26 protein-coding genes are annotated in these 23,129 nt (G+C 48.9%); 18 read left to right on the forward strand and 8 right to left on the reverse strand.

All coding sequences use genetic code 11. The features are described 5' to 3' along the window. Positions 1 to 37 precede the first annotated feature (37 nt). From K7B67_RS01550 to K7B67_RS01575, 6 genes are all read left to right on the forward strand, one after another. Positions 38 to 793, forward strand: a complete 756-nt coding sequence (locus tag K7B67_RS01550) for a FliH/SctL family protein (protein ID WP_252178611.1) — start codon at positions 38 to 40, stop codon at positions 791 to 793. Then, on the forward strand, positions 793 to 2,121 hold the full coding sequence (locus K7B67_RS01555) for a FliI/YscN family ATPase (RefSeq protein WP_252178612.1): 1,329 nt from the start codon (positions 793 to 795) through the stop codon (positions 2,119 to 2,121). The genes K7B67_RS01550 and K7B67_RS01555 overlap by 1 nt, the downstream gene beginning before the upstream one ends. After that, entirely contained in the window at positions 2,118 to 2,546 is a 429-nt protein-coding gene (locus tag K7B67_RS01560; protein WP_252178613.1) for a hypothetical protein, read from the forward strand. The genes K7B67_RS01555 and K7B67_RS01560 overlap by 4 nt, the downstream gene beginning before the upstream one ends. Before the next feature lie 78 nt (positions 2,547 to 2,624). Next, positions 2,625 to 2,837, forward strand: coding sequence for a hypothetical protein (locus tag K7B67_RS01565; protein ID WP_252178614.1), 213 nt, complete (start codon positions 2,625 to 2,627; stop codon positions 2,835 to 2,837). 101 nt (positions 2,838 to 2,938) lie between these two features. Then, positions 2,939 to 3,667: a flagellar basal body P-ring formation chaperone FlgA gene (gene flgA / locus K7B67_RS01570; protein ID WP_252178615.1), complete on the forward strand. Its 729-nt coding sequence runs from the start codon at positions 2,939 to 2,941 to the stop codon at positions 3,665 to 3,667. 114 nt (positions 3,668 to 3,781) lie between these two features. After that, positions 3,782 to 5,560, forward strand: coding sequence for a type I restriction-modification system subunit M/S (locus tag K7B67_RS01575; RefSeq protein ID WP_252178616.1), 1,779 nt, complete (start codon positions 3,782 to 3,784; stop codon positions 5,558 to 5,560). Here K7B67_RS01575 and fliP read toward each other — a convergent pair. The 7 genes from fliP to fliQ form a co-directional block, all read right to left on the reverse strand. Further along, positions 5,546 to 6,280 carry a flagellar type III secretion system pore protein FliP gene (fliP, locus tag K7B67_RS01580; RefSeq protein ID WP_252178617.1) on the reverse strand — a complete coding sequence of 245 codons (735 nt, stop codon included), beginning with the start codon at positions 6,278 to 6,280 and terminating at the stop codon, positions 5,546 to 5,548. The genes K7B67_RS01575 and fliP overlap by 15 nt on opposite strands. An 8-nt stretch (positions 6,281 to 6,288) precedes the next feature. Further along, entirely contained in the window at positions 6,289 to 6,687 is a 399-nt protein-coding gene (gene fliN / locus K7B67_RS01585; RefSeq protein ID WP_252178618.1) for a flagellar motor switch protein FliN, read from the reverse strand. Positions 6,688 to 6,719: 32 nt separating this feature from the next. Continuing rightward, the gene (locus tag K7B67_RS01590) at positions 6,720 to 7,679 is read right to left on the reverse strand and encodes a FliM/FliN family flagellar motor switch protein (protein ID WP_252178619.1); all 960 of its coding nucleotides are present in this window, start codon (positions 7,677 to 7,679) and stop codon (positions 6,720 to 6,722) included. Between the two features lie 78 nt (positions 7,680 to 7,757). Beyond that, a complete protein-coding gene (gene flhA, locus K7B67_RS01595) occupies positions 7,758 to 9,857 on the reverse strand; it encodes a flagellar biosynthesis protein FlhA (RefSeq protein ID WP_276576717.1) in 2,100 nt (699 codons plus the stop codon). Then, positions 9,854 to 11,005 carry a flagellar biosynthesis protein FlhB gene (gene flhB, locus K7B67_RS01600; RefSeq protein ID WP_252178620.1) on the reverse strand — a complete coding sequence of 384 codons (1,152 nt, stop codon included), beginning with the start codon at positions 11,003 to 11,005 and terminating at the stop codon, positions 9,854 to 9,856. Before flhB ends, flhA begins: the two co-directional genes overlap by 4 nt. A gap of 10 nt (positions 11,006 to 11,015) precedes the next feature. After that, complete coding sequence (gene fliR / locus K7B67_RS01605; RefSeq protein WP_252178621.1) at positions 11,016 to 11,789, reverse strand: flagellar biosynthetic protein FliR; 774 nt, start codon at positions 11,787 to 11,789, stop codon at positions 11,016 to 11,018. After that, positions 11,789 to 12,058 carry a flagellar biosynthesis protein FliQ gene (gene fliQ / locus K7B67_RS01610; RefSeq protein ID WP_252178622.1) on the reverse strand — a complete coding sequence of 90 codons (270 nt, stop codon included), beginning with the start codon at positions 12,056 to 12,058 and terminating at the stop codon, positions 11,789 to 11,791. Before fliQ ends, fliR begins: the two co-directional genes overlap by 1 nt. 190 nt (positions 12,059 to 12,248) lie before the next feature. Here fliQ and K7B67_RS01615 point away from each other — a divergent pair, with 190 nt between their 5' ends. The 9 genes from K7B67_RS01615 (at position 12,249) to K7B67_RS01655 (ending at position 20,349) form a co-directional block, all read left to right on the forward strand. Next, entirely contained in the window at positions 12,249 to 13,052 is an 804-nt protein-coding gene (locus K7B67_RS01615; protein ID WP_252178623.1) for a flagellin, read from the forward strand. Between the two features lie 162 nt (positions 13,053 to 13,214). After that, complete coding sequence (locus K7B67_RS01620) at positions 13,215 to 14,018, forward strand: flagellin (protein ID WP_252178624.1); 804 nt, start codon at positions 13,215 to 13,217, stop codon at positions 14,016 to 14,018. A 149-nt stretch (positions 14,019 to 14,167) separates the two neighbouring features. Continuing rightward, positions 14,168 to 15,508, forward strand: coding sequence for a flagellar filament capping protein FliD (gene fliD / locus K7B67_RS01625; protein WP_252178625.1), 1,341 nt, complete (start codon positions 14,168 to 14,170; stop codon positions 15,506 to 15,508). Positions 15,509 to 15,522: 14 nt separating this feature from the next. Next, entirely contained in the window at positions 15,523 to 15,924 is a 402-nt protein-coding gene (fliS, locus tag K7B67_RS01630) for a flagellar export chaperone FliS (RefSeq protein WP_252178626.1), read from the forward strand. A gap of 13 nt (positions 15,925 to 15,937) precedes the next feature. Beyond that, complete coding sequence (locus K7B67_RS01635) at positions 15,938 to 17,233, forward strand: flagellar hook-length control protein FliK (RefSeq protein WP_252178627.1); 1,296 nt, start codon at positions 15,938 to 15,940, stop codon at positions 17,231 to 17,233. A gap of 28 nt (positions 17,234 to 17,261) precedes the next feature. Further along, positions 17,262 to 17,774: a flagellar basal body-associated FliL family protein gene (locus tag K7B67_RS01640; protein WP_252178628.1), complete on the forward strand. Its 513-nt coding sequence runs from the start codon at positions 17,262 to 17,264 to the stop codon at positions 17,772 to 17,774. Between the two features lie 16 nt (positions 17,775 to 17,790). After that, entirely contained in the window at positions 17,791 to 18,525 is a 735-nt protein-coding gene (locus K7B67_RS01645) for a FliA/WhiG family RNA polymerase sigma factor (RefSeq protein WP_252178629.1), read from the forward strand. 4 nt (positions 18,526 to 18,529) lie between these two features. Continuing rightward, complete coding sequence (gene motA / locus K7B67_RS01650) at positions 18,530 to 19,381, forward strand: flagellar motor stator protein MotA (RefSeq protein WP_252178630.1); 852 nt, start codon at positions 18,530 to 18,532, stop codon at positions 19,379 to 19,381. Further along, a complete protein-coding gene (locus K7B67_RS01655; RefSeq protein WP_252178631.1) occupies positions 19,381 to 20,349 on the forward strand; it encodes a flagellar motor protein MotB in 969 nt (322 codons plus the stop codon). The genes motA and K7B67_RS01655 overlap by 1 nt, the downstream gene beginning before the upstream one ends. Here the strand turns inward: K7B67_RS01655 and tcdA are convergent. Continuing rightward, on the reverse strand, positions 20,346 to 21,152 hold the full coding sequence (tcdA, locus tag K7B67_RS01660; protein ID WP_252178632.1) for a tRNA cyclic N6-threonylcarbamoyladenosine(37) synthase TcdA: 807 nt from the start codon (positions 21,150 to 21,152) through the stop codon (positions 20,346 to 20,348). The two genes, K7B67_RS01655 and tcdA, sit on opposite strands and share 4 nt — an antisense overlap. 109 nt (positions 21,153 to 21,261) lie before the next feature. Between tcdA and glk the strand changes: the two genes are divergently transcribed. From glk to K7B67_RS01675, 3 genes are all read left to right on the forward strand, one after another. Then, positions 21,262 to 22,233, forward strand: a complete 972-nt coding sequence (glk, locus tag K7B67_RS01665) for a glucokinase (RefSeq protein WP_252178633.1) — start codon at positions 21,262 to 21,264, stop codon at positions 22,231 to 22,233. 257 nt (positions 22,234 to 22,490) lie between these two features. Beyond that, positions 22,491 to 22,799 carry a type II toxin-antitoxin system RelE/ParE family toxin gene (locus tag K7B67_RS01670; RefSeq protein ID WP_252178634.1) on the forward strand — a complete coding sequence of 103 codons (309 nt, stop codon included), beginning with the start codon at positions 22,491 to 22,493 and terminating at the stop codon, positions 22,797 to 22,799. After that, a complete protein-coding gene (locus tag K7B67_RS01675; RefSeq protein WP_252178635.1) occupies positions 22,789 to 23,082 on the forward strand; it encodes an addiction module antidote protein in 294 nt (97 codons plus the stop codon). The genes K7B67_RS01670 and K7B67_RS01675 overlap by 11 nt, the downstream gene beginning before the upstream one ends. Positions 23,083 to 23,129 lie beyond the last annotated feature (47 nt).

Below are 23,129 nucleotides of genomic sequence, written 5' to 3' on the forward strand. Positions count from 1 at the left end.
CACCCCTTTTTTCATACTATTGGAAACAGGTTGGTTCATGACAAACAGACAAAAAATATGGCAGCCTGAGACAGCCGCCTTCAAACGGTTTCTCTTTCCGGTTCACCAAAAGTCAGGTGAAGCTCAGGTTTCAGAGACCCATCAACAACCCGAACCTGATATTTCCCAACCTGTCGACAGGGTTCAGAATACAGTAGCAACACCGCCGGAAGCCATTGAGCCTTCTGCAGAAGTTTTGCAGAGTGCCCTGAAGCAGGGGATTGAACAAGGCTATGCCAAAGGCGTGGAAGAAGGCCGCCGAATGGGCTTTGAAGAGGGCAGGGAACTGGGGGTTAAAGAAGGCGGGCGTATTGCTACTGAGGAGCAGAAAAAACTGGTGTCCCTGCTACGCAAGGAAATGTCTGAATTTCGTTCTGGTAGCCGTTATGGCGGTGACGAAAAGATCAGCTGGCTGGGTAAAGTAATAGAAGAAACCTGTCGTCAGGTGGTACGACGGGAATTGATGACCGCTCCGGATCAGATTGTCTCCGTCATCAGGGAAACGCTGAGTATCATGCCTGAGGATGCTCAGTACACCATCCATGTAAATCCGGTCAATGCCGAACTGCTGAAACAACTCAAGCCTGATTTTGGTGCCGCCTGGCAGGTGGTCGAAGATCAGGAATTGGCAATGAGCGATTGCCGGATTATTTCCAGCCAGACCGAAGCAGAAGCACGAATGGAATCCCGGCTGGTGGAGTGCCTGGATATTATTCGTGAAAACTTGCCTGCCGCCATGGAGGACGCAGGTTAATGTCTCTTCCTGATGATCTGATTCAAAAACTGAAGACCGTACCGGTTGCCAAATTATCCGGCAAGATATCCGCCATAAAAGGTCTGCTTCTGGAAGCCCAGGGGTTACGATTGCCCGTTGGTCAACTTTGCCATATCAATATGCGCAGTGGTCGCCAGGTAGAGGCCGAAGTGGTTGGCTTTGACGGTGCCAGCCAATTTCTGATGCCCCTTTCAACCACCATGGAAGGCTTGGCTGCCGGAGACAAAATTATTCCCGTTTCTCTCAACCACACCATGCCAGTGGGGGAAGAGCTGTTAGGGCGGGTGGTGGATGCTATGGGTAAGCCGCTTGATGCCAATGCCCTGAGTTTATCAGGTCGAATCTCAATTCATTCCTCGCCCCTTAATCCGATGGCCAGAAGGCCGGTGGATGAACCTCTGGAAGTGGGCGTAAGAGTGATCGACAGTCTGCTGACGTTAGGAAAAGGGCAAAGAGTTGGCTTGTTTGCTGGCAGTGGCGTTGGCAAAAGCACACTGATGGGCATGATGACCCGTAATACCCGGGCGGATGTAACGGTTGTGGGTTTGATCGGTGAACGCAGTCGTGAAGTAAAGGAGTTTGTGGATCAGATTCTGGGCATGGAAGGTCGGGAAAAGGCCGTTGTGGTGGCTTCCCCCGGCGATGAATCGCCCGTCCGCAGAATTCGTGCGGCACTCTATTGTCATCAAATTGCCGAGTATTTCAGGGACCAGGGCAAAACGGTTCTGCTGCTGATGGACTCCCTTACCCGTTATGCCCAGGCTCACCGTGAAATCGCACTGGCTGTGGGTGAGGCTCCGGCAGCGAAAGGTTTTCCTCCTTCGGTCTTCAGTAAGATTCCAATACTGCTGGAGCGTGCCGGAACGGGAGTGGGTGAAGGTTCAGTCACCGCTATCTATACCGTACTGGCAGAAGGTGATGATATGCAGGAGCCGGTGATAGACACTGCCCGCTCTATTCTTGATGGACATATTGTGCTCAGTCGTGAACTGGCAGAAAGAGGTCATTTCCCGGCCATTGATCTGGAAGCCTCCATCAGCAGAACCATGTCTCAGCTCATCACAGAAGAACATGAGCAGTGTGCCCAGGCGTTCCGACGCTATCATGCCCGGTATAATGAGTTCAGAGAACTTATGGCTATCGGGGCTTACAAACCCGGAGCAGATCCTGAACTTGATAAAGCCATTGAACACCGTCCCCAGATGGAGCGTTTTCTCCAGCAAAGCCGTTATGAACAGGTTGATCTCTCTGGCAGCATTGAACAACTGATACATATCTGGCGGTCTGATCAGGTGGTTACCTCATGAGCAAGTCTCAGCGTCTGGAAAAAGCTCAGTCAGCACTGGAAAAAAAGAGCCAGTTCACGGAAAGAGAAAAGCAGCACGCTGAGCAGAGCCTGGCTGTTCTCAACACCCAGAAGCAGTTATTAAATGATGCCCACAAATCCTGCGACAATGCTCCGGGAGAAAAACTGTCATCACTGTCCTGCTGGGGTCGCAGTCAATTTGTTGAATTGCTTACCGATGTTTCGGTTTTGCTGGAAGAGAAGATAAAAGCAGAGTCTGGAAATCTCGAACACATTAACCAACGGCTGGCAGAAGAACGCAGAATGACCAGCGGCGTTGAGCATTTAAAAAACAAAGAAACCGAAAAACAGCAGCAAAAACAACTTCGGGATGAACTTCAGGAGACCGATCGACTGTTGCAGCAATCCCCTCGCTCCCCTCGCTAATTCTGACTTGCGTGTCTCTGTGCAATCTTTCAATGTCTGCTATGCTCATGGCTCCTTCAATAAAAACGGGTAGTACCTATGTCACTAGAAGCAAGAGTTATCAAGCTTGAGCAAAAGGTTGAACACCTTGAATACGCTTTCCACGAAAGCAGCAAAATTATGGAAGCGACTCACGGTGTTGTCTCTCTGATCCTCAATGAACAACGTGAGAAGTTCAAAGCGGTTGACCAGCGTTTCGACAAAAGCGAAGAACTTTTGATCCAGATTGTGAACCACCTGGCCGGCAAGTAAAACGCCACCTAATAACAAAATCCAGTGGATTGCCCGTTGGCAACCACTGATTTAAAGGTTAACCTGATGCTTCATAAGGTACTTTATGCAGGGAAGCATCCATGCCGCCTTTCATATTTCATCTCAGGCCGATTTTCAGATCGTCCATAGTCATCGCCTCGCTATTTTCGTCCCATAGTTTTTCTGATACCCACCTCGCAAAGGATATTGAACGCAGAGTTTATCAATCGGTTGAAAAGGAAGTGGCCAGTTTTATTCAAACGATTCCCGGTGCCCGCTATGAACTCAGCGTTCGCCCTCTTTCCGCCAGTAAATCCCGAAGAACCTGTGAAGGAAATCTATCTGTTTCCGAAGATTTCGGGACTCGTCCGCCGGTAGGAGTCGTCAAACGAACCGTAGAATGCCCCGGGGAGTGGCGAATGACCGTGATGGCGGACAATAAAATTTTGCTGCCCGTTATTCACAGTGCCCGCGCCCTGACCAGGGGGCAGAGATTGACCGGGGAAGTGCTTCAGCTGCGGGAAGTCGATTACAGCCGATTGAGGGGGCAGTATTTTACTGAAATCAATGAAATCAGTGGCAGAGTCATTAAACGCAGCATTGGCGCTCAGACATTGATTTCAGCCAATATGCTGGAAAAAGATTATGTGATTCGCAAGGGAGCCATCGTCCAGATTATTGCCGGTGGGAATGGCTTGCAGGTTTCCATGTCTGGCGTTGCTCTGGATGATGGCGAACTGCACGAAACGATACGGGTAAGAAACCGGTCTTCTGGCAAAATTGTGCACGCAGAAGTGATTGATTCCGGAAAGGTTCGAATTCACCGTTAATTTTTTGTTGAATACAGCAATCAGCGTCTGATTAGGTGATTTATCAAAAAATTAACGAATCAGCAGATGATTTAGTCAATAACGATTAAATTAACCCTGTCAGAGAATGATTTTATGAGCCGCGACATCGTTCATGCCCTTATTCCGGGCACGCTACAGAGTAAAAACTGGTATCAGGCTTACCTGGTTCTGCTGGGGCAGCTCTTTGCCTGGGCAAGATTGTCTGAACTGGAGTTTTTGCCAGAGCAGGAACTGCCAGACAATCATGCGGAACTTGAGCCGCTGTTCAGAACAATCGGGCAGAAAAAAGTAGCGGGGGCATTTGCCAATGTTGACCAGTCTCTCTGGCAAACAGCCTGGCAACAGGGCGATGAATTACTTGGGCAGATCCCAAGCGATGAAATTACCCGGGCCTGCCACTCAGTGATGACTGCAAAACGGCACAATCTACTGAAATACAATGAGATTCCTTTGGCCTTGCAACGTCGCTCCAAACCCCTCTCCTCGGCATTGCCCGAAGCCATGGGTGAATTGCTGGAGGCATTGTCCGGCTCAGGTGGCAGTTGCTACCTGCCTAATGCCAATAGCTTTATGCTGGGGGCGGATCTGGCACTTGCCGGTCAGGTGTATTCCGAGCAGCCTGCTATCAGCACTCTGGATGCTTTAAGTGTGCTGATTAATCCGGATATTCATATTGCCCAGGGGCATCCGGTGCTTGAGCCTGCTTTTTTTACATCGGGCCAGCTGCAAAAGTTTGATCATGGGGTGGGTCTTCTGACAGCCGACCACCGTTATAAAGTCAACGAAGTCAGGGATATTTTCCAACGGCTGGATACCCAGGTTCGCAGTGAAGAAATGTTGTTTATCCGGCATATGTTCTGGCGTTGTTCCGGGCAGGTGGTTATTGCTGTGCCAGGGCGGTTTTTACAGAAAAATACCGAGCAGCATATTGCCTTTCGTCGTTGGTTATTAAAACAAAACAGGCTGCACGCTATTATTAAACTGCCTAAAGGACTGCTACCCGGACGGGCTACGCCTCTTTACGTGCTGGTAGCAAAACGACAGGTTACTGATAATGTGTATTTGATAGACGCCAGTAGCGATTACTTCAAAGCCACTCCTGTGCGGAAGAAGGGGACGGCCAAAATCCAGCTGAATAATGTGGATGTCATTCTTGAACAAATGAACGAGGATAGCGCAAGCCCTCGTTTTTCTAAAAAACTGGATAAAAAGGCGCTGATTCAGGGGAGCGTTATTCTCGACCCCGGACATTATTGCGCTGATATTCGACGCATTGATTTACTGGGTAAGCCGGTGGCGGCCAGTTATTTAGAGACACTGGTTGATATTATAAGAGCCCAGGCCCTACGCGATATTCATCTGGAAAAACAGGTGTTTCTGGAAGTCACAGCCAATGATATCAATGAGGCTGGAGAGATTGAGCAGCCTGCAAAAGAAATTCATGTTGATGAAAAAGGGCTGAAGCGCGCAAAACAACAATTACTGCAACCAGGCGATGTCCTGCTGGTTATTAAGGGGCAGGCGGGACGAATTGCCATTGTACCGGATGTCTGTGGCTTAAACTGGGTGGCCAATCAGTCCTTTGTTATTTTACGACTGAAGCAAAATACCTATCTCAACAGCTCCATTGTGTTGTTCCGGTTCCTGCGCTCGCAAACTGGCAAGGCGTTAGTCGATAGTATTTGTACCGAAAGTCAGGTGCCGTTTATTCACGGAAATGATTTAAAGCAACTTCCTATTCCCGAGTGGTCTGCCTTTGAACAGCAGCAGGCAGAACAGTCTCACAGGGAAATTCTTAAACTCTATGCCCAGGTTCGGTTTATTCGTGATAAAGCCCGGATGATAGAAGATGAGCTGCTAAAAGAAGCTTGATGCCAGGGTGCCCATAATCATGGCCCAGCCGTCTACCAGAACAAACAGCATCAACTTGAAAGGCAGCGAAATCATCTGGGGCGACAACATAATCATACCCATGGCCATTAGCACACTGGCAACCACCAGATCAATCACCAGAAAGGGAATGTAGATAACAAAGCCAATTTGAAAGGCGGTTTTCAATTCACTGGTCACAAAAGCGGGAATGGCGATGGAAAAAGGGGTTTCCGCAACATTTAGCGGTGGTGTTATATCGGCAATTTGATAAAACAATTCCAGGTCCGTATCCCTGGTCTGGCGCAGCATAAACTCTTTGACCGGAATGCCCGCCTGTTTTATAGCCTCCATCAGGGTCAACTGTTCATCCAGATAAGGTTCAACCGCCTCGGTATAAACCACCCCAAACAAGGGTTGCATCACAATCAGGGTCAGTGCCAGTGCCATCCCCAGTAACACCTGAGTGGGTGGTGTTTGCTGTAAGCCCAGCGCCTGACGCAGAATAGCCAGAACAATAATAATCCGGGTAAAAGACGTCATCATCAACAGCGCGGCAGGAATAAAACTCAGGGCTGTCATCAGAATCAAAATCTGAAGACTGGCGCTGTATTCCTGTGAATCACCGTCACTGGTGACCGTCAATAATGGCAACCCCTCCTGCCCCCAGCTGAGCGGGGAAATCAGGAGCAGAGGCAGGCCGGCATAGATCAGCAACCTCATAGCTGCGGTCAGGCCAGTTTTTTCAGACGTTCAGATTCGCTGATGACATCCAGCAGGCGAATGCCGTACTTATCATTGATCACCACCACTTCGGCATAGGCGACCAGGGTGCCATTGACTTTGACTTCCAAAGGCTCGGAGGCTTCTTTCTCCAGCTCAACAATTGAGCCTTTATTCAGGTGCATTAGCTCACCAATGTTTATTTCGGTGCTGCCCAGTTCCAGAGACAGTGTTACAGGAATATCAAGAATCATACCCAGGTCACTGACTGACTGCGGCAGGTTGTTTGTGTCTTCTATCCCCCTGTGGTTGGTTTCTGACTCCAGACTGTCCTGAAGACTGACACCGTCACCAGCAGGTTGTGGCGAAGTTATTTCCTGCTCATTTTCATTTTCTTCATTGCTCATAGAGGTTTTTCCTCGGGCTTTTTGACCTCTGTCTATTCTTTCTGAGGTGTATACAGAGACTTAAGAATTTTCATGGCCAGCATATTATTTACAGTGCAAACGTCAGCACGGTAGGCTGGAATGCCAGCGAATTTGACAGTGACACTGCTGGGGATATCTGCCTGAATGATCTGTCCGGCTTTTAATCTCAAGACATCGCGAAGACTCAACTTCAATTCACATAAACGGGCAGAGACTTCTAAAGGGGCCTGCATAACCCCGGCCAGCATGTTGCGTTGCCAGGCGGGGTCCTGTTCTGTGAGTTTAAAGGCCTGCAACTTTTCTCTGACGGGTTCCAGGGCCTGATAAGGCATGATGATATGAAATGGGCTTTCTGTTGAGCCAAGTGAAATGGTGAAGCGACTCAACAGGATAATCTCAGTATCTGAGCGAAAAATAGTAGATATGGGGCGGTTGTGATTTTCAGCAAGGCGTATCTTGAAGGACAGGATACTGCTCCAGGCTTCGGTCTGATCATCCGCTGCAGATTGCAGCAGGCGTTCCATAATGCGAATCTCGGCGTTGGTCAGTTCTTCTTCATGTTGTCTGTTAAACTCGCCGGTACCATTGAAAAAAATGTCTACGAGAGAATATAAAAGGGGTGTCTCTACGGCCATGAAGCCAGCACATTTCAGTGTCGTAGAGCGATAGATGTACTGCAGGTCAGGTATATTTTCCTGATGCAGATAATCACCGATTTGCAATGAGTCTACAGACTCAAAATTAATGTCCACCGGACGACGAAAAACAGCGCTGAGACTGTGGCGAAATAACTGAGTAAAGCGTCGGTAGATCAGTTCCAGTGTTGGCAAAAGGTCATGAATCTTATAATCCGGGTTTGTCAGATCATAAGTGGTCAGATCCTCGAATTTCGAAGGCGGGTGAATCCGGCCACCCTTCGATTCAGCTGATAGGCTGGATTCGTTATTGTCTGATAAAGATTTCCGTTCCATGGGAAATTCCATATAACTGGCTTATCACCAGATAATTCTTGTTATTAAAAACATACCGTTATTAGCTGATAAAGACAATCAGCCAATTTTACCAACCACAATGACGTCTTTATTTTCAGGGATTTCATTAAACGACAACACATACATACCCTCAGTACATAAACGAGCGTATCTGGCCATAGCCGGGCGCAGTGATGCATTGACCAGCATAACAGGCACTTTTCCTTCCGCTGCAAGGTTGGCAGAAACTTCTGGCATTTGCGTCTGCAGTTGCTCCGCAATCCGGGGTTCAAGTGGCAGTGTGTCGGGGGAGAAGTCATTGCTCTGACGAGCCTGCTGGTAACTTTGCATAATGACCTGCTCCAGTTCTGAGCTCATGGTGACCACCGGGATTTCAGGGGTGTTGCCCACCAGGTTCTGAATAATGCTGCGACGCAGGGCAATACGAACTTCAGAGGTCAGCAAGTGAGTTTCTGTAATCCGTTCAGACGATTCCAGCAGGGTGCTGGCAATGGTTTGAATATCGCTGACGGACACATCTTCAATCAGCAAATCTCTGAGTATTCGGGAAAACACGCTCATAGAGAGCTTTTTGGGAATAAGGTCTTCTGCCAGTTTGGGGGAATAGTGAGTCAGCTTATCCAGCAGTTGCATCACTTCATCATGGCCAAGCAGCTCACTGGCGTGTTCATCAATAACTTTATTAAGGTGGGTAGCGATCACTGTGGCAGCATCAACCACCGTGTAGCCAAGTCCGACCGCATGTTCCCGCTCTGTGGTTTCAATCCAGAGTGCTTTCAGTCCGTAGGCAGGCTCTGAAGTTTCAATGCCATTGATCTCGCCAAACACTTCACCGGGATTGATGGCTAATAAACGCATGGGTTCAATCTGGCCTTCGGCGACAATGACACCCTTAAGCAATATGTTGTAACTGTCTGGTTTCAGGTTCAGGTTGTCTTTTACATGCACGCTGGGTATCAGGAAGCCCAGCTCCCGGGATTGGGTTTTGCGAATGCCTTTCAGTTGAGTGAGCAATTGTGCGCCCTGTTTTTCATCCGCCAGAGGAATGAGTTTATAACCCAGCTCAAGTCCCAGGGTGTCCACCGGTGGAATATCTCCCCAGGAGTAGGGCGTTTCATGTTGGTCTTCTGCGCTGGCTTGAGAAGGGCCGCTTTCAGGCTCATCCTTTTGCCGTTTGCTGGTCCACCAGGCCAGAAACGCCACCATTAAGCCGAGACTGATAAAGGGGACATGGGGCATACCGGGAACAATGCCTATCACCACTAAAATCATGGCAGTCAGGCCCAACGCTTTCGGAGAAGAAAACATCTGCTCGGAAACCTGGTGGCCGACATCCGCCGATTCAGAAACACGGGTTACCATAATCGCCGCAGAGGTAGAAAGCAGCAGCGATGGAATCTGGGCAACCAGACCGTCACCGATCGTCAGCAGAGAGTAAACAGCAAAGGCATCTCCAGCGGACAGCCCCTGACCCAGGGTGCCTATCAGCATGCCACCAATAATATTAATGGCAAGAATCAGCAGGCCAGCCACGGCATCGCCCCGGACAAACTTGCTGGCACCATCCATTGAGCCATAGAAGTCTGCCTCCCGACGTACACTTTCCCGGCGGTCATGAGCTTCCTGCTGATTAATAACACCCGCATTCAAGTCTGCGTCGATGGACATCTGCTTGCCTGGCAAAGCATCCAGAGTAAAGCGGGCGGTCACTTCAGAAATACGACCAGCGCCTTTCGTCACCACGACAAAGTTGATGATTACCAAAATAAAGAACACCACCAGACCAACAACGTAACTGTTGCCAATCACCACCTCACCAAAGGATTGGATCACCTTTCCGGCAGCGCCATTACCGGTGTGTCCATTGAGCAGCACTACTCTGGTCGATGCCACGTTCAGAGCGAGACGCAACAGAGTGGAAACCAGCAGGATGGTTGGAAACACGGCAAACTCGAGAGGCCGAAGCGTGTAGATACTGACTAATAAAATGAGCAGCGACAGGGCAATGTTGAAGGTAAAAAATACATCCAGCATAAAAGGCGGCATTGGCAGTGTCACCATGCCAAGAGTCATCAGAACGATCAGTGGAATCCCGATATTCAGGTTGCCGCTTTTGGGCGACATCATGTGTAGCAGACGTTGAGCTTCCTTGATCATTGTGCCTTTTTATCCCATTTTTCCCGGAAGGCGCGGGGAACTTCCGGAGTTGGTAAATCGGGTGCCTTGCTTTTGCGTCCGGCCTGAAAGTCATTCAGGTGATGGACGTAGGCCAAAACCTGGGCCACTGCTAAAAACAGGTCGTCGGCAATTTCCTGATTCAACTGTGTCGTATAATAAATCACCCGGGTTAGCGTTGGTGACTGTACCACTGGCTTATTATATTCCCTCGCTACTGCACAGATACGCAAGGCTACCCGGTCAACACCTTTTGCGACAACATAGGGAGCCCTGGCTTTATCCAGATCGTACTTCAGGGCCACTGCAAAGTGTGTTGGATTGGTGATGATGACATCCGCTGAAGGAACGGCCTGCATCATTCTGCGCCCGGCAATTTCCTGTTGCTTTTCCCGCAGTTTTGAACGAAGCTCTGGCTGACCTTCAGCTTCTTTCATTTCATCACGCATTTCCTTGTGTGTCATGCGCAGTTTTTTTATGTGGTTCCATCTTTGAAAAGGCACATCAATAAAACAGATCAACAGCAGGGCGGTCACCAGAATGGCGAAGGCCATGGCCGCATGATGGAGCCCCTCTGATATTGCCTGAATGATTGGTAGCCGGTTCAACCAGAGCATCTCCCGAAAGAACCATTGGTGAATGAGCCAGAGCGAAAAAGACAGTAGCAAGATTTTGGCGATGGACTTGAGCAACTCAATCATGGAGTTGGCAGAAAACATACGTTTAATGCCTTTGAAAAAGCTGATGCGCTCAGCCTTGGGTTGTAACTGTTTGTTTGAGAATATCCAGCCTCCCAAAGCCGCTGAAGCGGCGATTGAAGCCAGAATGACAAACAGCGCAAAAGGCATCAAACCGGAGAACCCCTGAGTCATACTGATGGCCAGGTGCTCTGTCAGCCAGCTTTCCTGACGCAGTGCGTCTTTTTCAAAGCTGAAGCTTTTGTGCATCACCTGTACCAGCCGGTCACGAATTAATCCGCCACTGACCCATAAAGCACCGAGCGTTGAAGCCAGCAGAGCAAAAGTGACCAGCTCCCGGGATCGGGGAACCTGGCCTTCGTCACGGCTCTTCTGAAGCTTTCGTTCTGAGGGTTCTTCTGAGCGTTCGCCGGAATCGGGTTGTTCTGCCATCTTAAAATACCTAAAGAACCAGGGATCGTAGAAGGTCCAGAACAGTCTGGGTAAATCGTATGAAGACACCGTTCAGGGTGGAACTGATCAGCATCAGGATAAAAATGCCCGCCAGCATGGTCAGGGGAAAGCCCAGGCTGAAAATGTTGAACTGCGGAGCCGAGCGGTTCATCACACCAAAGGTAAACATGACAATTAATAAAGCCACAATGGCGGGTAGCACCATTAGCAGTGCACTGGCAAACATCCAACCGCCCAGGGCCGGCAGTTGGCCAATAGCCAGCTGGCTGATATGAAAGGGCGCAATGGGAAGGGTATTAAAACTTTCTACAACAATAGAAATGACCACCAGGTGTCCATCCACCGCCAGAAACATCAGAAAACTCAATAGTTGGAATACCTGGCTGATTACCGGAATCTGGGCGCCGTTCATCGGATCAAACATCACCGCCATACCCAGTCCCATCTGTAAAGAGAGCATCTGACCGGCGGAGGTGAAAATAGCGAAATAGATTTGCAGTACCATGGCCATTACAAGACCAATAGCCAGCTGTTGTACTGTGATCAACAGACCGGTACTTGAGAGTGGCTCTACTGCCGGAACTGCAGGCAACATGGGAGCAACAATAATGGTGATGGCCATCGCCAGAATTACCCGAATTCTCGGTGCCACCACCTGACTATTCATAATGGGCATGGCCAGAAACAGGGCTCCGATACGGAAAAACGGCCAGAGGTACTGACCAATCCAGCCCACCACCTCGGAGAAAGTCACCATCGGCATCAGGCCAGCATCTCGGGAATAAAGTCATAAAGTCGGCGAAACAGATCCATAAACTCCTGAATCAACCAGGGCCCCGTCAGGCCAATGGTGACCAGTGTTGCCAGCAAACGGGGGAGGAAACTGAGGGTTTGTTCATTGATTTGAGTTGCCGCCTGAAGGGTACTGACCACCAGGCCAACCAGCAGTCCGGGCATGACAATCACCGATACCATCAGAACAATAAGAGTCAGCGCATCACGAAAAAGGTCTGCCACAACTTCCGGTGTCATGGGGTTTCCCCTGAACAGGTTTTTAAATAAATGCTTTGTAGATATATAAGAACATTTTTTTACTTTAAAAACGACTTAAAAAAATGACAACTCTATTTAATAAATTCACAAGCTCTTCCGAGTGGTATTTATCAACAGGCAGTACGTTGAAGTCATCAAGCGATTAAAACCTTGAATAGGAATCAAGAAAATGGCAATGACCGTAAATACTAACATCTTCTCCCAGAATGCTCAGCGCAATTTGGCCAGGACTGAGGTAGGCCTTCAAACGGCAATGCAGCGTTTGTCTTCGGGTATGCGTATTAACAGCGCTAAGGATGATGCTGCCGGTTTGCAGATTGCGAATAAAATGCAGGCACAAATTGGTGGACTTGGTGTCGCTATCCGTAATGCCAACGATGGCATCTCCATGGCCCAGACTGCTGAAGGTGCCATGAGTGAGATCACCAACTCTTTGCTGCGTATGAGGGACCTGGCACTTCAGGCCTCCAGTGGCACCTATGAGGCGGCTGATATAAGCGCTCTGCAAGCTGAATACGATGCTCAACTCGCTGAGATTGGCCGTATTGCCGCCACCACTGAGTTTAACGGGACAACCGTTCTTGGCGCAGGTGCCGTCGAAATTGCCGTTGATTACACCGATGCTACCAGCAATAACGTAACGCTTAACTTTACGGCGGTTGCGCTGACGGCTGTTACCTTTACCGATGCCACTACCGCTAAGGCAGCAGTAGGTGCACTGGATGCAGATATTGCCTCCTATGATGCGGTCCGGGCCAGCTTGGGTGCGGCGCAAAACCGACTGACCACGACTGTCAATAACCTTGCCAATATCCGTGAAAACCTGACGGCCTCCAGAAGCCGCATCATGGATACTGATTTTGCTGCCGAAACAGCGAATCTGAGTAAGTATCAGGTTATGCAACAGGCGGGTACTGCGGTGTTGGCTCAGGCTAACGCTATACCTCAGAACATTCTGTCACTGTTGCGTTAATCGTCTCAGGAAAGTTTGTAATATTTGTTCAGCTTCAATGCGGATGGTTTTTGTGGGAGCCAGCCTGCTCCCATTATTTATGAAGCTGTTTTGTTATTCAGTCGTGTTTCGCAAAGCGGTGTCGGCTGAATAGAGTCAAAGCCTTGTACAGGAGTTAAGAAAATGGCAATGACCGTAAATACTAATATTTTTTCCCAGAATGCTCAGCGCAATTTGGCCAGGACTGAGGTGGGACTTCAAACTGCAATGCAGCGTTTGTCTTCGGGTATGCGTATCAACAGTGCCAAGGACGATGCTGCCGGTTTGCAAATTGCGAATAAAATGTCAGCACAAATTGGTGGGCTTAGTGTTGCTATCCGTAACGCTAATGATGGTATCTCAATGGCTCAGACTGCTGAAGGCGCAATGAGTGAGATTACTAACTCTATGTTGCGTATGAGGGATCTGGCTTTGCAGGCCTCCAGTGGCACCTATGAGACGGCTGATGTTAATGCTCTGAAAGCTGAATACGATGCTCAGCTGGCTGAGATTACCCGGATTAGTGCAACCACTGAGTTTAACGGTAAAACAGTCATTGGTGCCGGTGCCATAGAAGTTGCGGTTGACTACACCGATGCTACCTCCAATAACGTAACGCTTAACTTTGCTGCGGTTGCGATGACCGCTGCCACCTTTACCGATGCCGCTACAGCGAAAACGGCAGTGGCTGCACTGGATGTAGATATTGCCGCTTATGATGCGGTCCGGGCCAGCCTGGGTGCGGCTCAAAACCGACTGACCACGACCGTCAATAACCTTGCCAATATCCATGAGAATCTGACGGCCTCCAGAAGCCGTATCATGGATACTGATTTTGCGGCAGAAACAGCGAAACTGAGTAAGTATCAGGTTATGCAACAGGCGGGTACTGCGGTGTTGGCTCAGGCTAATGCTATACCCCAGAACATTCTGTCCCTGTTGCGTTAATCGCTTCAGAGCAGTTTAGTCAGCTTGAATGCTGATGGTCTTTGTGGGAGCCAACCAGCTCCCATTTTTTATGGAGCTGCCTGTTATTCAGTCATGTTTCCCAAAGCGGTGCCGACTGAATAAAAGCAACAATTAATCAGAGGCTGATTATGTTCAGTTTGAATGGCATCTACTCAGGGCTCGATGTGACCGCCATGGTGGACGCTTTGGTGGAAGCCGAGCGTGCTCCGGCAGAAAGCCGTTATGCCCGCAGAGAGCAGGCTTATAACGTAGAACTGTCTGCTGTTGGTCAGCTACAGTCTGCCCTGGATGAACTTAATACCCAGTTAACAAGCCTGAACAGTGTCAGCAAACTCAGCCCCAGAGAAGGTAGCAGCAGTCATGAGTCAGTCTTGAGTGCAACGGTTTCCAGCAGTGCTGTGGCAGGGAATTATCAGTTTTATGTGGATCAGCTGGCCACTCATCATCAGGCGGTATCCAATGCTGTTGCTTCAGATGCCACTATCGGTGCCGGAACGGTCAGTTTATCGGTTAACGGTCAATCTTTTTCTGTGGTGGTTGAACCAGGCAAAGAGAGCCTGGCGGATTTACGTGATGCCATAAACAGCGCTACCGATAACTCCGGAGTGCAGGCCACGATTATTAATGAAAACGGTCAGCAACGCCTGATGCTTAATAGTGAGGAATCCGGAGCAGCAAACGCCATAACGGCAGACTTTAGTGGCCTTTCCGGCGGATCAGCAGCCCTGGGATCATTGACTGACTTGCAGGTGGCCGCTGATGCCATCGTCAGGTTTGGTTCAGGCGCTGCTGCAATCACGGTCACTTCCTCAGATAACCAATTGGAAAATCTTATTGATGGCGTCACGCTTGATTTAAAAGCCGTCAGCTCAGACCCGGTCACCGTGAATGTTTCATTGGATAAAGACAATGTTAAAGAGTCCATGCAGGGTTTTGTGGATGCCTGGAATGAGCTCCAGTCCACCCTTGACACGCTGACCGATTACAACGGGGCAACTGCGGGACCTCTTAATGGTGATGCCCAGACCCGGACTATTGCGAACCAATTAAGAAGTGTACTCAGCTCTTTATTTGGTGAAGATGGCGACCCATTCAGAACCATTGGACAACTGGGGTTGAAAACCACCGAAGACGGTTCGTTAACTCTGGATACCGAAACTTTGGATGAGGCTTTGGCTAACAACTTTGATGAAGTAGCGCAGGTGCTGGCGGGTGAAGATGGTTTAATGAGTCGGCTTGAAGAGGTTCTTGCAACGCATCTTGGCAGTGACGGAACACTTGAAACTCGTGAAGATCGGATTGAAGAAGGCCTGAGTGATATTGAAGACGATCGTGCTGGACTGGAGCTGAGGCTGGAACGAATCCGTAGCTATCATCAGAGGCAGTTCCTGATGATGGAAACAATTCTGGCATCATTCAGTGGCACCAGTGAGTGGCTCACCAACAGCCTGCAAAACAATAATTCCTGATCACGGAGAGATTTATGAAGAAAAAAGGCCTGGGTGCTTATCAAAAACAGGAAAAAGCGGGTGTTGAAGTCTCTGATTCTGTCCAGCTGGTGGGTGTGATGTTTACCAAGCTGATGGACAACCTGGCTAAAGCAAGTCATTACATTGAGCGAAAAGACCTGACCAATAAGTCTGATCGCCTCTCCCTTTCCGTCGAAATTCTAATGGTACTGGAACAATCTCTGGATTTTGAAAAAGGTGGTGACCTGGCCAGTAATCTTCAATCGTTATACCTCTATTGTATGAGGCGTTTGACTGAGGCCAATAAAGATAATGATGTGACCGCAATCAGTGAAGTGATGGGATTATTAAAAGAAATACAGGAAGCCTGGGCTCATATTTCTGCACCTCAAGTTGCGACTGCAACGATCCAGTAGTAGAGAGGCTTGAATGGAAAACCAGGCGCTACCCGCTTTTTCGTTGTTATCACTATTGAGACCGGTGCCATCGGTTGATGGTGCTCAACCCCGGGTTATGGCATCAGCCCAGGCCCTTAACACTTCCTCAGATTTTGCCTTTGAAAACATTCTTCAGCAGTTTGCCCTGACAGAATCTGCACCGGCAGAGTTTGTTGCTTTGGGGCTGGCATCTACAGAGTTGACACCCGCAGAGTTGACACCTGCTGATTGGCAGGCAACACCCGATTTACTGGCGATAAGCCCTGACGCTTCCGGGCTGATAAAGCATTTTCCTGTTACCGACTTACCAGCACTAATAAGAGAGACAAAATCTGAACAGGCAGCCGTGGCGATAAAAAGTACGCCAACAGCAGGGAGGACTGAACGGCCTGATGTAAATGTGTCACAGATTGAAAAGGCGGCAACTATCGATTTATCGGTTCGATCACCAGAATCACAGGTCTCTTTGATTCCGGTTGTTGCCCAGGGAGCTACCCAGACTCAAAGACCATTAACCGATGTTAATCAGCTGAATCATCTCACCGAAAAACTCAGGTCGGAAGTCACGATAAAACCGGATCAGATATTAGCAGAAGCCAAAGTACCGGAAATAAAACATCACAATGGAATAAAAGACATTCCAGCTCCCCTGCCTCTGCCCAGTGTTGAAATGGAAGGGGAAGTGACTCTAAAAACCATGTCCGCAACAACCATGTCCGCAACATCCATGTCTACAACAACAATGCCCGCATTGATGCCGCAAACTGAGTCAGTACAGATGGTTGTTCATCAGGCGCCGCAAACCTCTCAACATGCTGCTTCCATTCAGATGACTGAGCAACCATCAGTCACCCAGTCATCTTCGGTTAAACAGCCTTTCCTGCAACCAGAAATAGCCCAGCGATCCTTTGGCCAGACAGTGGTTCAAATGATCAAGCAGGGTGACCAGAAAATGGAGTTTCGTTTAGACCCACCGGAATTAGGCCGGGTCACGCTGACGGTTAGCGTTGATAGAGATGCTGTCAGCCTTCAGGCAATAACAGCAACACCGGCCGCCAGGGATTTGCTTCTGCTTCATGGCGATCGCCTGCGGGAAGCGCTTAATAGTGAATCACTGACCCTGGGGCAAATGTCAGTGGATGTAGGTAGCCAGAAAGAGTCTGATACGTCGGAACAATCTTCAGAATACCTGCCCACCGCCGATGGTTGTCTTGAATCAAATGGTTATCAGAGTGCCCAGGAACAATTCAGGGTTCATGGCGGCAGATTATTGGATCATTTCGTTTAACAGATAATCGGAAAAGGAGTGCCTGACTATGGCAGATGAAAAGGACAGCAGCGCCTCTGAAAACAAAAGTTCAGGCAACAGCAAGTTACTGATTATCATCATTATTCTTCTGGTGTTATTGCTGGCAGGTGGTGGCGGCTTTGTGGCAATGACCATGATGGCCCCTAAGGACCAGCAGCAACCGCAACAGCAAGAGCAACCGCAACAACCCGTGTCAACATTGGCGCCACCCAGTTTTATGGTACTTGAGCCATTTATTATTACTCTCAAAAGCGAAGGCCGACCCCGGTATATGCAGATAAAACTGTCATGGATGGTAAGGGATGAAGCCATGATCGCAACACTGGAAGCTTATCGTCCTCTTATTCGTAATGAAATGATCAACTATCTGGGCTCTCTCTCTTTTGAGGAGGCTAAAGCCGGAGGAGTCACCGAGACGATCCGTTCTGAAACGCTGGCAAGAGTAAATGCACTGTTGACCAAAGAGAATGTGGCAGCGAGGGTGGAAGACAGTCTGATTACGGACCTTGTGATCCAGTAGCAGCTTAGTGGCAGACATGCAGCAAAAAGGACTTAACGCTTATCGCCAGCAGGCAGGAAATCAGCGGGATGTTCTGGTTAAACAACACTTGTCCCTGGTTAAGAAGATTGTGCTGCACCTGGCCAGCAGCCTGGGCAGTAATATCTCCCGGGATGATCTTTTGCAGGCAGGGATGATGGGGCTTCTGGATGCTGCCAGTCGTTATGATCCGGGTCGCAAAGTCCCCTTTGAACAGTTTGCCAAAACCCGGATTCGGGGTGCAGTGATTGATGAGTTACGGCAGTGGGACTGGCGCAGCAGAACCGACCGGGAACACGGGCAAAAGATCAGGAATGCAATCCAGAAGCTTAATACCCAACTGGGGCGTGCTCCGGCCGAGTCAGAAATTGCCGAAGCACTTGGCGTCAGCCTTGAGCGATACCACCGCATGTTGCAGGGCAGTAATTCCGACAGCCTGCTGAGCCTGGATGGGCTGATGCAGGGTGAGGCCGACAGCAAAATCATAGAGATCAATGATGATGACTCTATAGAAGTGGTTGCTATGGGGAGGGAGCGCAGCAAGGCACTGGCAAAAGCGTTACAGGAGCTGCCGGAACGGGAGCAACATCTGATGAATCTCTATTATGTCCATGAACTGAATATGAAAGAAATTGGAGAAGCTTTGGAACTGACGGAGGCCCGTATTTGCCAGTTACACCGTCAGGCAGTGTTACGACTGCGTTCGCTGCTGGAAGAATGGAACAGGGAATAATGTTATGAAAATTTTGGGGCTACTGATCCAGCTTGGCTGCATCTTTGGTGGTTTTGTGGCGGCAGGCGGTGAAATGGCAGCTATCTGGCAGCCAGCAGAAATAGTGATGATTGGTGGTGGCGCATTGGGGGCGTTCCTCATTGCTAACCCAACTAATGTTGTCAAAGCCGCTGGACGACATTTGGTTTATACCGTTAATAATTCAGGCTTTAATCGTGAGTATTTTGACGAGCTGCTCTCTCTTTTGTATGTGTTATTCAATATGGCGAAAAAAAAGGGGGGGAGTAAGGCACTTGAGGAGCACATAGAGAATCCTGAAAACAGTGATGTTTTTGCAAAATACCCGGCGATTATGAAGACCCCTCATATTTATAACTTCATTGCTGAAAACCTCAGGCTGTCATTGGTGGATGGCATTGAACCCCACGAATACGAAACCATTATTGAAGAAGAAATTGAATCCATGGAATCAGAAATGATGCGTCCGGCGGATGCGCTGCAGCTGATTTCTGACGCATTGCCGGGCTTTGGTATCCTGGCGGCGGTATTGGGTATCGTTATTACCATGGGTGCGATAGACGGCCCCATGGATCAACTGGGTAGACTGATTGCTGCGGCTCTGACAGGCACCTTTCTTGGCATCTTTATGGCCTATGGCTTGGTGGGACCTTGTGCAACCGCCATTGGCCACTCAATCAACCAGGAGATCAGGGCATTTGAATGTATCAAAGTAGGACTGGGCACTAACAAGTCCGGGTTTCCTCCCATTGTTTCAGTGGACTCTGGCAGGAAAATGCTTTTTTCAGATAAACGTCCCAGTTTCAGTGAACTGGAAGAATTGTTGGATGGCCAATAATGAGTAAAGGCCATGTTATTGTCATCAAAAAGAAGCATGGCGGTCATGGTGACGGGCATCATGGCGGTTCCTGGAAAGTAGCCTTTGCTGATTTTGCCATAGCCATGATGGCTTTGTTTCTTCTGCTGTGGATTATGAGTGCTACAGACAAGGAACAAAAGTCAGCCATTGCCTCCTATTTTGACGATCCGGGCTCATTCCGTCCTAAAAGCAGTTCCAGGCCCATTGATTTTGGGGGAGGAATGAATACTCTGGTGGACATTCCCAAACCGGGGCCTGGCCAGCGTGGCAGGGAAGAGACTGAAGTGGTGACTAAAGAAAACACCAAAACACTGAATAACACGCTGATTTTCGACAAGCTGTCCGATGAATTACAAAAATTGATCGGTGGCAGTAAGTCAGCTGGAAGATATGAAGATTACATTCAGCTGGAGGAAACACCCGAAGGGATGCGCATTGTCATTCTGGACAATAACAAGAGGAATATGTTTGAGAAGGGGAGTGCGAGGCTGAAACCCTTTTATCAGGATTTACTGCTCGAACTGGCCCCTATTGTCAACAAACTTTCTTTCCGGCTCATGATCAGTGGGCATACCGACAGCTCAGGCTTTCAGAGGCGTGCCTATTCAAACTGGGAGCTATCATCGGACCGGGCCCAGATAGCCAGAAGAACACTGGTTTTCGGAGGGTTAGAAGAGTCCCGGATTATGATGGTATTGGGTATGGCTGACCGGGTATTGCGCAACCCTGAAAACCCTGAAGACAGCTCCAATCGCAGAATCGAAATCCTGCTCTTGACAAAAGAGATGGAAGAGCGGCTTGAAGACATGTTTGAACCCGTTGAAAAAGACACTCAAAACTTCAGCGATGAAGAGTCACAGGAAATGAACAAAGCATTGGACAAAGCCATTGATAACGAACTCCCGGAAGAAATGGTAGACGACATAAGACAGGAGATGCTCAACTAGATTTTCTTATCGGTGATTTTTTTAATAATCCGCGAGACGGCCACAAAGCCAAACGTAGCCGTCACCACCGTCGTAGCGCCAAACCCACTGGCGCAATCCATTTTTGTCGACCCCAGCTCAGAAGGCTTCTGCTGGCATACCGTACCATCGGGTTGGGGATAAACCGCCTGTTCTGAAGAAAAGACACAATCAATACCAAACTTCCGCTTGCTGTTTTTAGAAAAGCCGTGAAAGTCTCTTAAATGGTTTTTGACTTTTTTTGCCAAAGGGTCGTGCCAGGTTTTGCTGAGATCGGTAATCTGGATCTGGGTCGGATCAACCTGACCGCCGGCCCCCCCGGTGGTGATAATCGGAATCTTGTTTCTTTTGCAGTGATGGATCAGGGCGGCTTTGACTCTGAAACTGTCTATGGCATCCAGTACATAATCAAAGTCCTGATGGATCAGCTCAGACAGATTGTCGGTGGTTATAAAATTCTCAATGACGTGGCACTGGCAGTCCGGATTAATGGACTGAATGCGGCTGGCCATCACCTCACACTTGGACTGACCTATCGTTTCGCTGGTGGCATGGAGCTGACGATTGATGTTGGTGACGCAGACATCATCCAGATCGATCAGAGTCAGGGTTCCGACACCGGTTCTAGCCAGCGCCTCGGCTGCCCAGGAACCCACTCCACCAATACCTATGACGCAGACATGGGACTGTTTCAGCCTGTCTACAGCAGCACTGCCATAGAGCCGACGGCTTCCTCCAAAGCGGGCATCATAGCTGGTGGTTGAGTGTTCTGAAGCAACTGTCATAAAAAAATCCGAGTGCTTTTCCGTTATTTACAGATCATGAATCCGGGCGCGGGATTATAATACTGACACCCTCACTTGTCATGAAGCCTGTTGGCCTTGGGTGTTTCTAATGACTAAAGCATTGCGATCTCTGGTAGGGGATATTGGTGGTACCAATGCCCGTTTTGCCCTGGTGAATCCTGACAGCCTGGTGCTGGAAGGTATTCAGACGATGTCGAGTATTGATTATTCGGACCTTGAAGATGCCGTTCGGCTTTACCTGAAAAACCAGGGAGTTGAAACCATAACCAGAGCTTGTCTTGCCGTTGCCGGTCCGGTTGTGGATGGCAAAGTCAGTTTTACTAACAGCCACTGGAAAATTGATCGGCAACAGTTCAAACAGGACTTTGAATTGGCAGTAATGGCGCTGATTAATGATTTTGCTGCACAGGCTTTGGCCGTCCCTCACCTTCCTCCAAACGAACGTATGGTGATTGGGCCTGAGTTGGAAATGGATCCCGATGCCGTCAAACTGGTGATCGGCCCGGGAACCGGTCTGGGAGTGTGTGGATTGATCGAAACACCCCTGGGTTGGCAGGCTCTGCCCGGAGAAGGCGGCAATGCCGACTTTGCCCCTTGTTCTGAAAGGGATATCAGTGTCTGGAGATTCATACGAAAAGAAGTTGGGGGCCTGCTGGGGGTCGAGAGGATACTCTCTGGCTCTGGTCTGGAATTACTCTATGAAGCCCACTCCAGCCTGGATGGTCGCATGGATAAACTACAGGCGGCAGATATTACCCAACAGGCTCTGGCAGAACAGAACTCTCTTGCCTGTCAGGTTCTGGACCACTTTTTCGAGATCCTGGGTAACACTGCAGGCAATGCGGCACTGATTCTGGGCGCAAGGGGCGGTGTCTATATTGCCGGTGGCATTATCCCAAGAGTGAAAACGCTGTTTGCCAAGGGGACATTCCGAAAAGCCTTTGAGAACAGAGACAAAATGAAAGAATACATGTCAGGCATACCGACATCGCTGATCCTGTCTGAACATCCGGGGTTAACAGGAGCTGCGGCTTACCTGAACTGTTCCGGGCATTATTGAAGACGACTGTCTTTTAAAGCGGTTTTTGAAAAGTATCCCCAGAGCCTGTGGATAAGTCTGGGATTAACCTTTGGGTGGTTGCTCAAACTTCAGGGAAATAACAAACTGGGAAAAAGTGGTTAAAAAATGATCAGGGGTTGGTTGTAAAAGAGAGGGTACAGAGCCAAGAGGGATAAAGCAGGGTGTGGCTGTTTTTTCGTACTCACCCCCTAAACTCAAAACCTATGACTTTGTAGTATTTAAGCTACAATAGAGGCATGATTACAGTCAAACAACATGATGTTTTCAGAAAATGGCTTAAAGCTCTGAAAGATCAGAAGGCCAAATCATCCATATTATCCAGAGTGAAGCGCTTGGAGTTCGGGTTATTTGGGGACGTGAAGCCTGTTGGAGGTGGCTTAAGCGAGTTGAGGGTTGATACAGGCAAAGGCTACCGTGTCTATTTTGTGCGTCAAGGCAGTGAGCTAATTATTGTATTTTGTGGAAGTCAAAAGAAAGATCAGCAGAAGCAAATAGATCTAGCCAAGGCGCTATACAAAGATTGGAGAGCTAATAATGGACGGTAAAATAACAGACTTTGACCCTGCTGAGTTCCTTGATAGCGATGAAGCTATTCAGCATTACATAGACGAGGCTGTAGCGACAGGTCATGCTGGCTTTATTGCAGACTCACTGGGCGTTATTGCTAGAGCTAGAGGAATGAGTAAACTTGCAAAAGAAACAGGTTTATCCCGTGAGAGCCTCTATCGTTCGTTAAGCGAAGAAGGTAATCCAAATCTAAAAACCCTTCTGGCTGTGTGCAAAGCTCTGGGAGTTTCTATGAATATCGGAAAGCCTTTGCAGGTATAAGTTCATCTCGTTCCCACGCTTGGACCTATAGAGCCTAAAAGCATGGG

Origin of the sequence: Endozoicomonas sp. 4G (assembly GCF_023822025.1) — a bacterium.
GTDB lineage: Bacteria > Pseudomonadota > Gammaproteobacteria > Pseudomonadales > Endozoicomonadaceae > Endozoicomonas_A.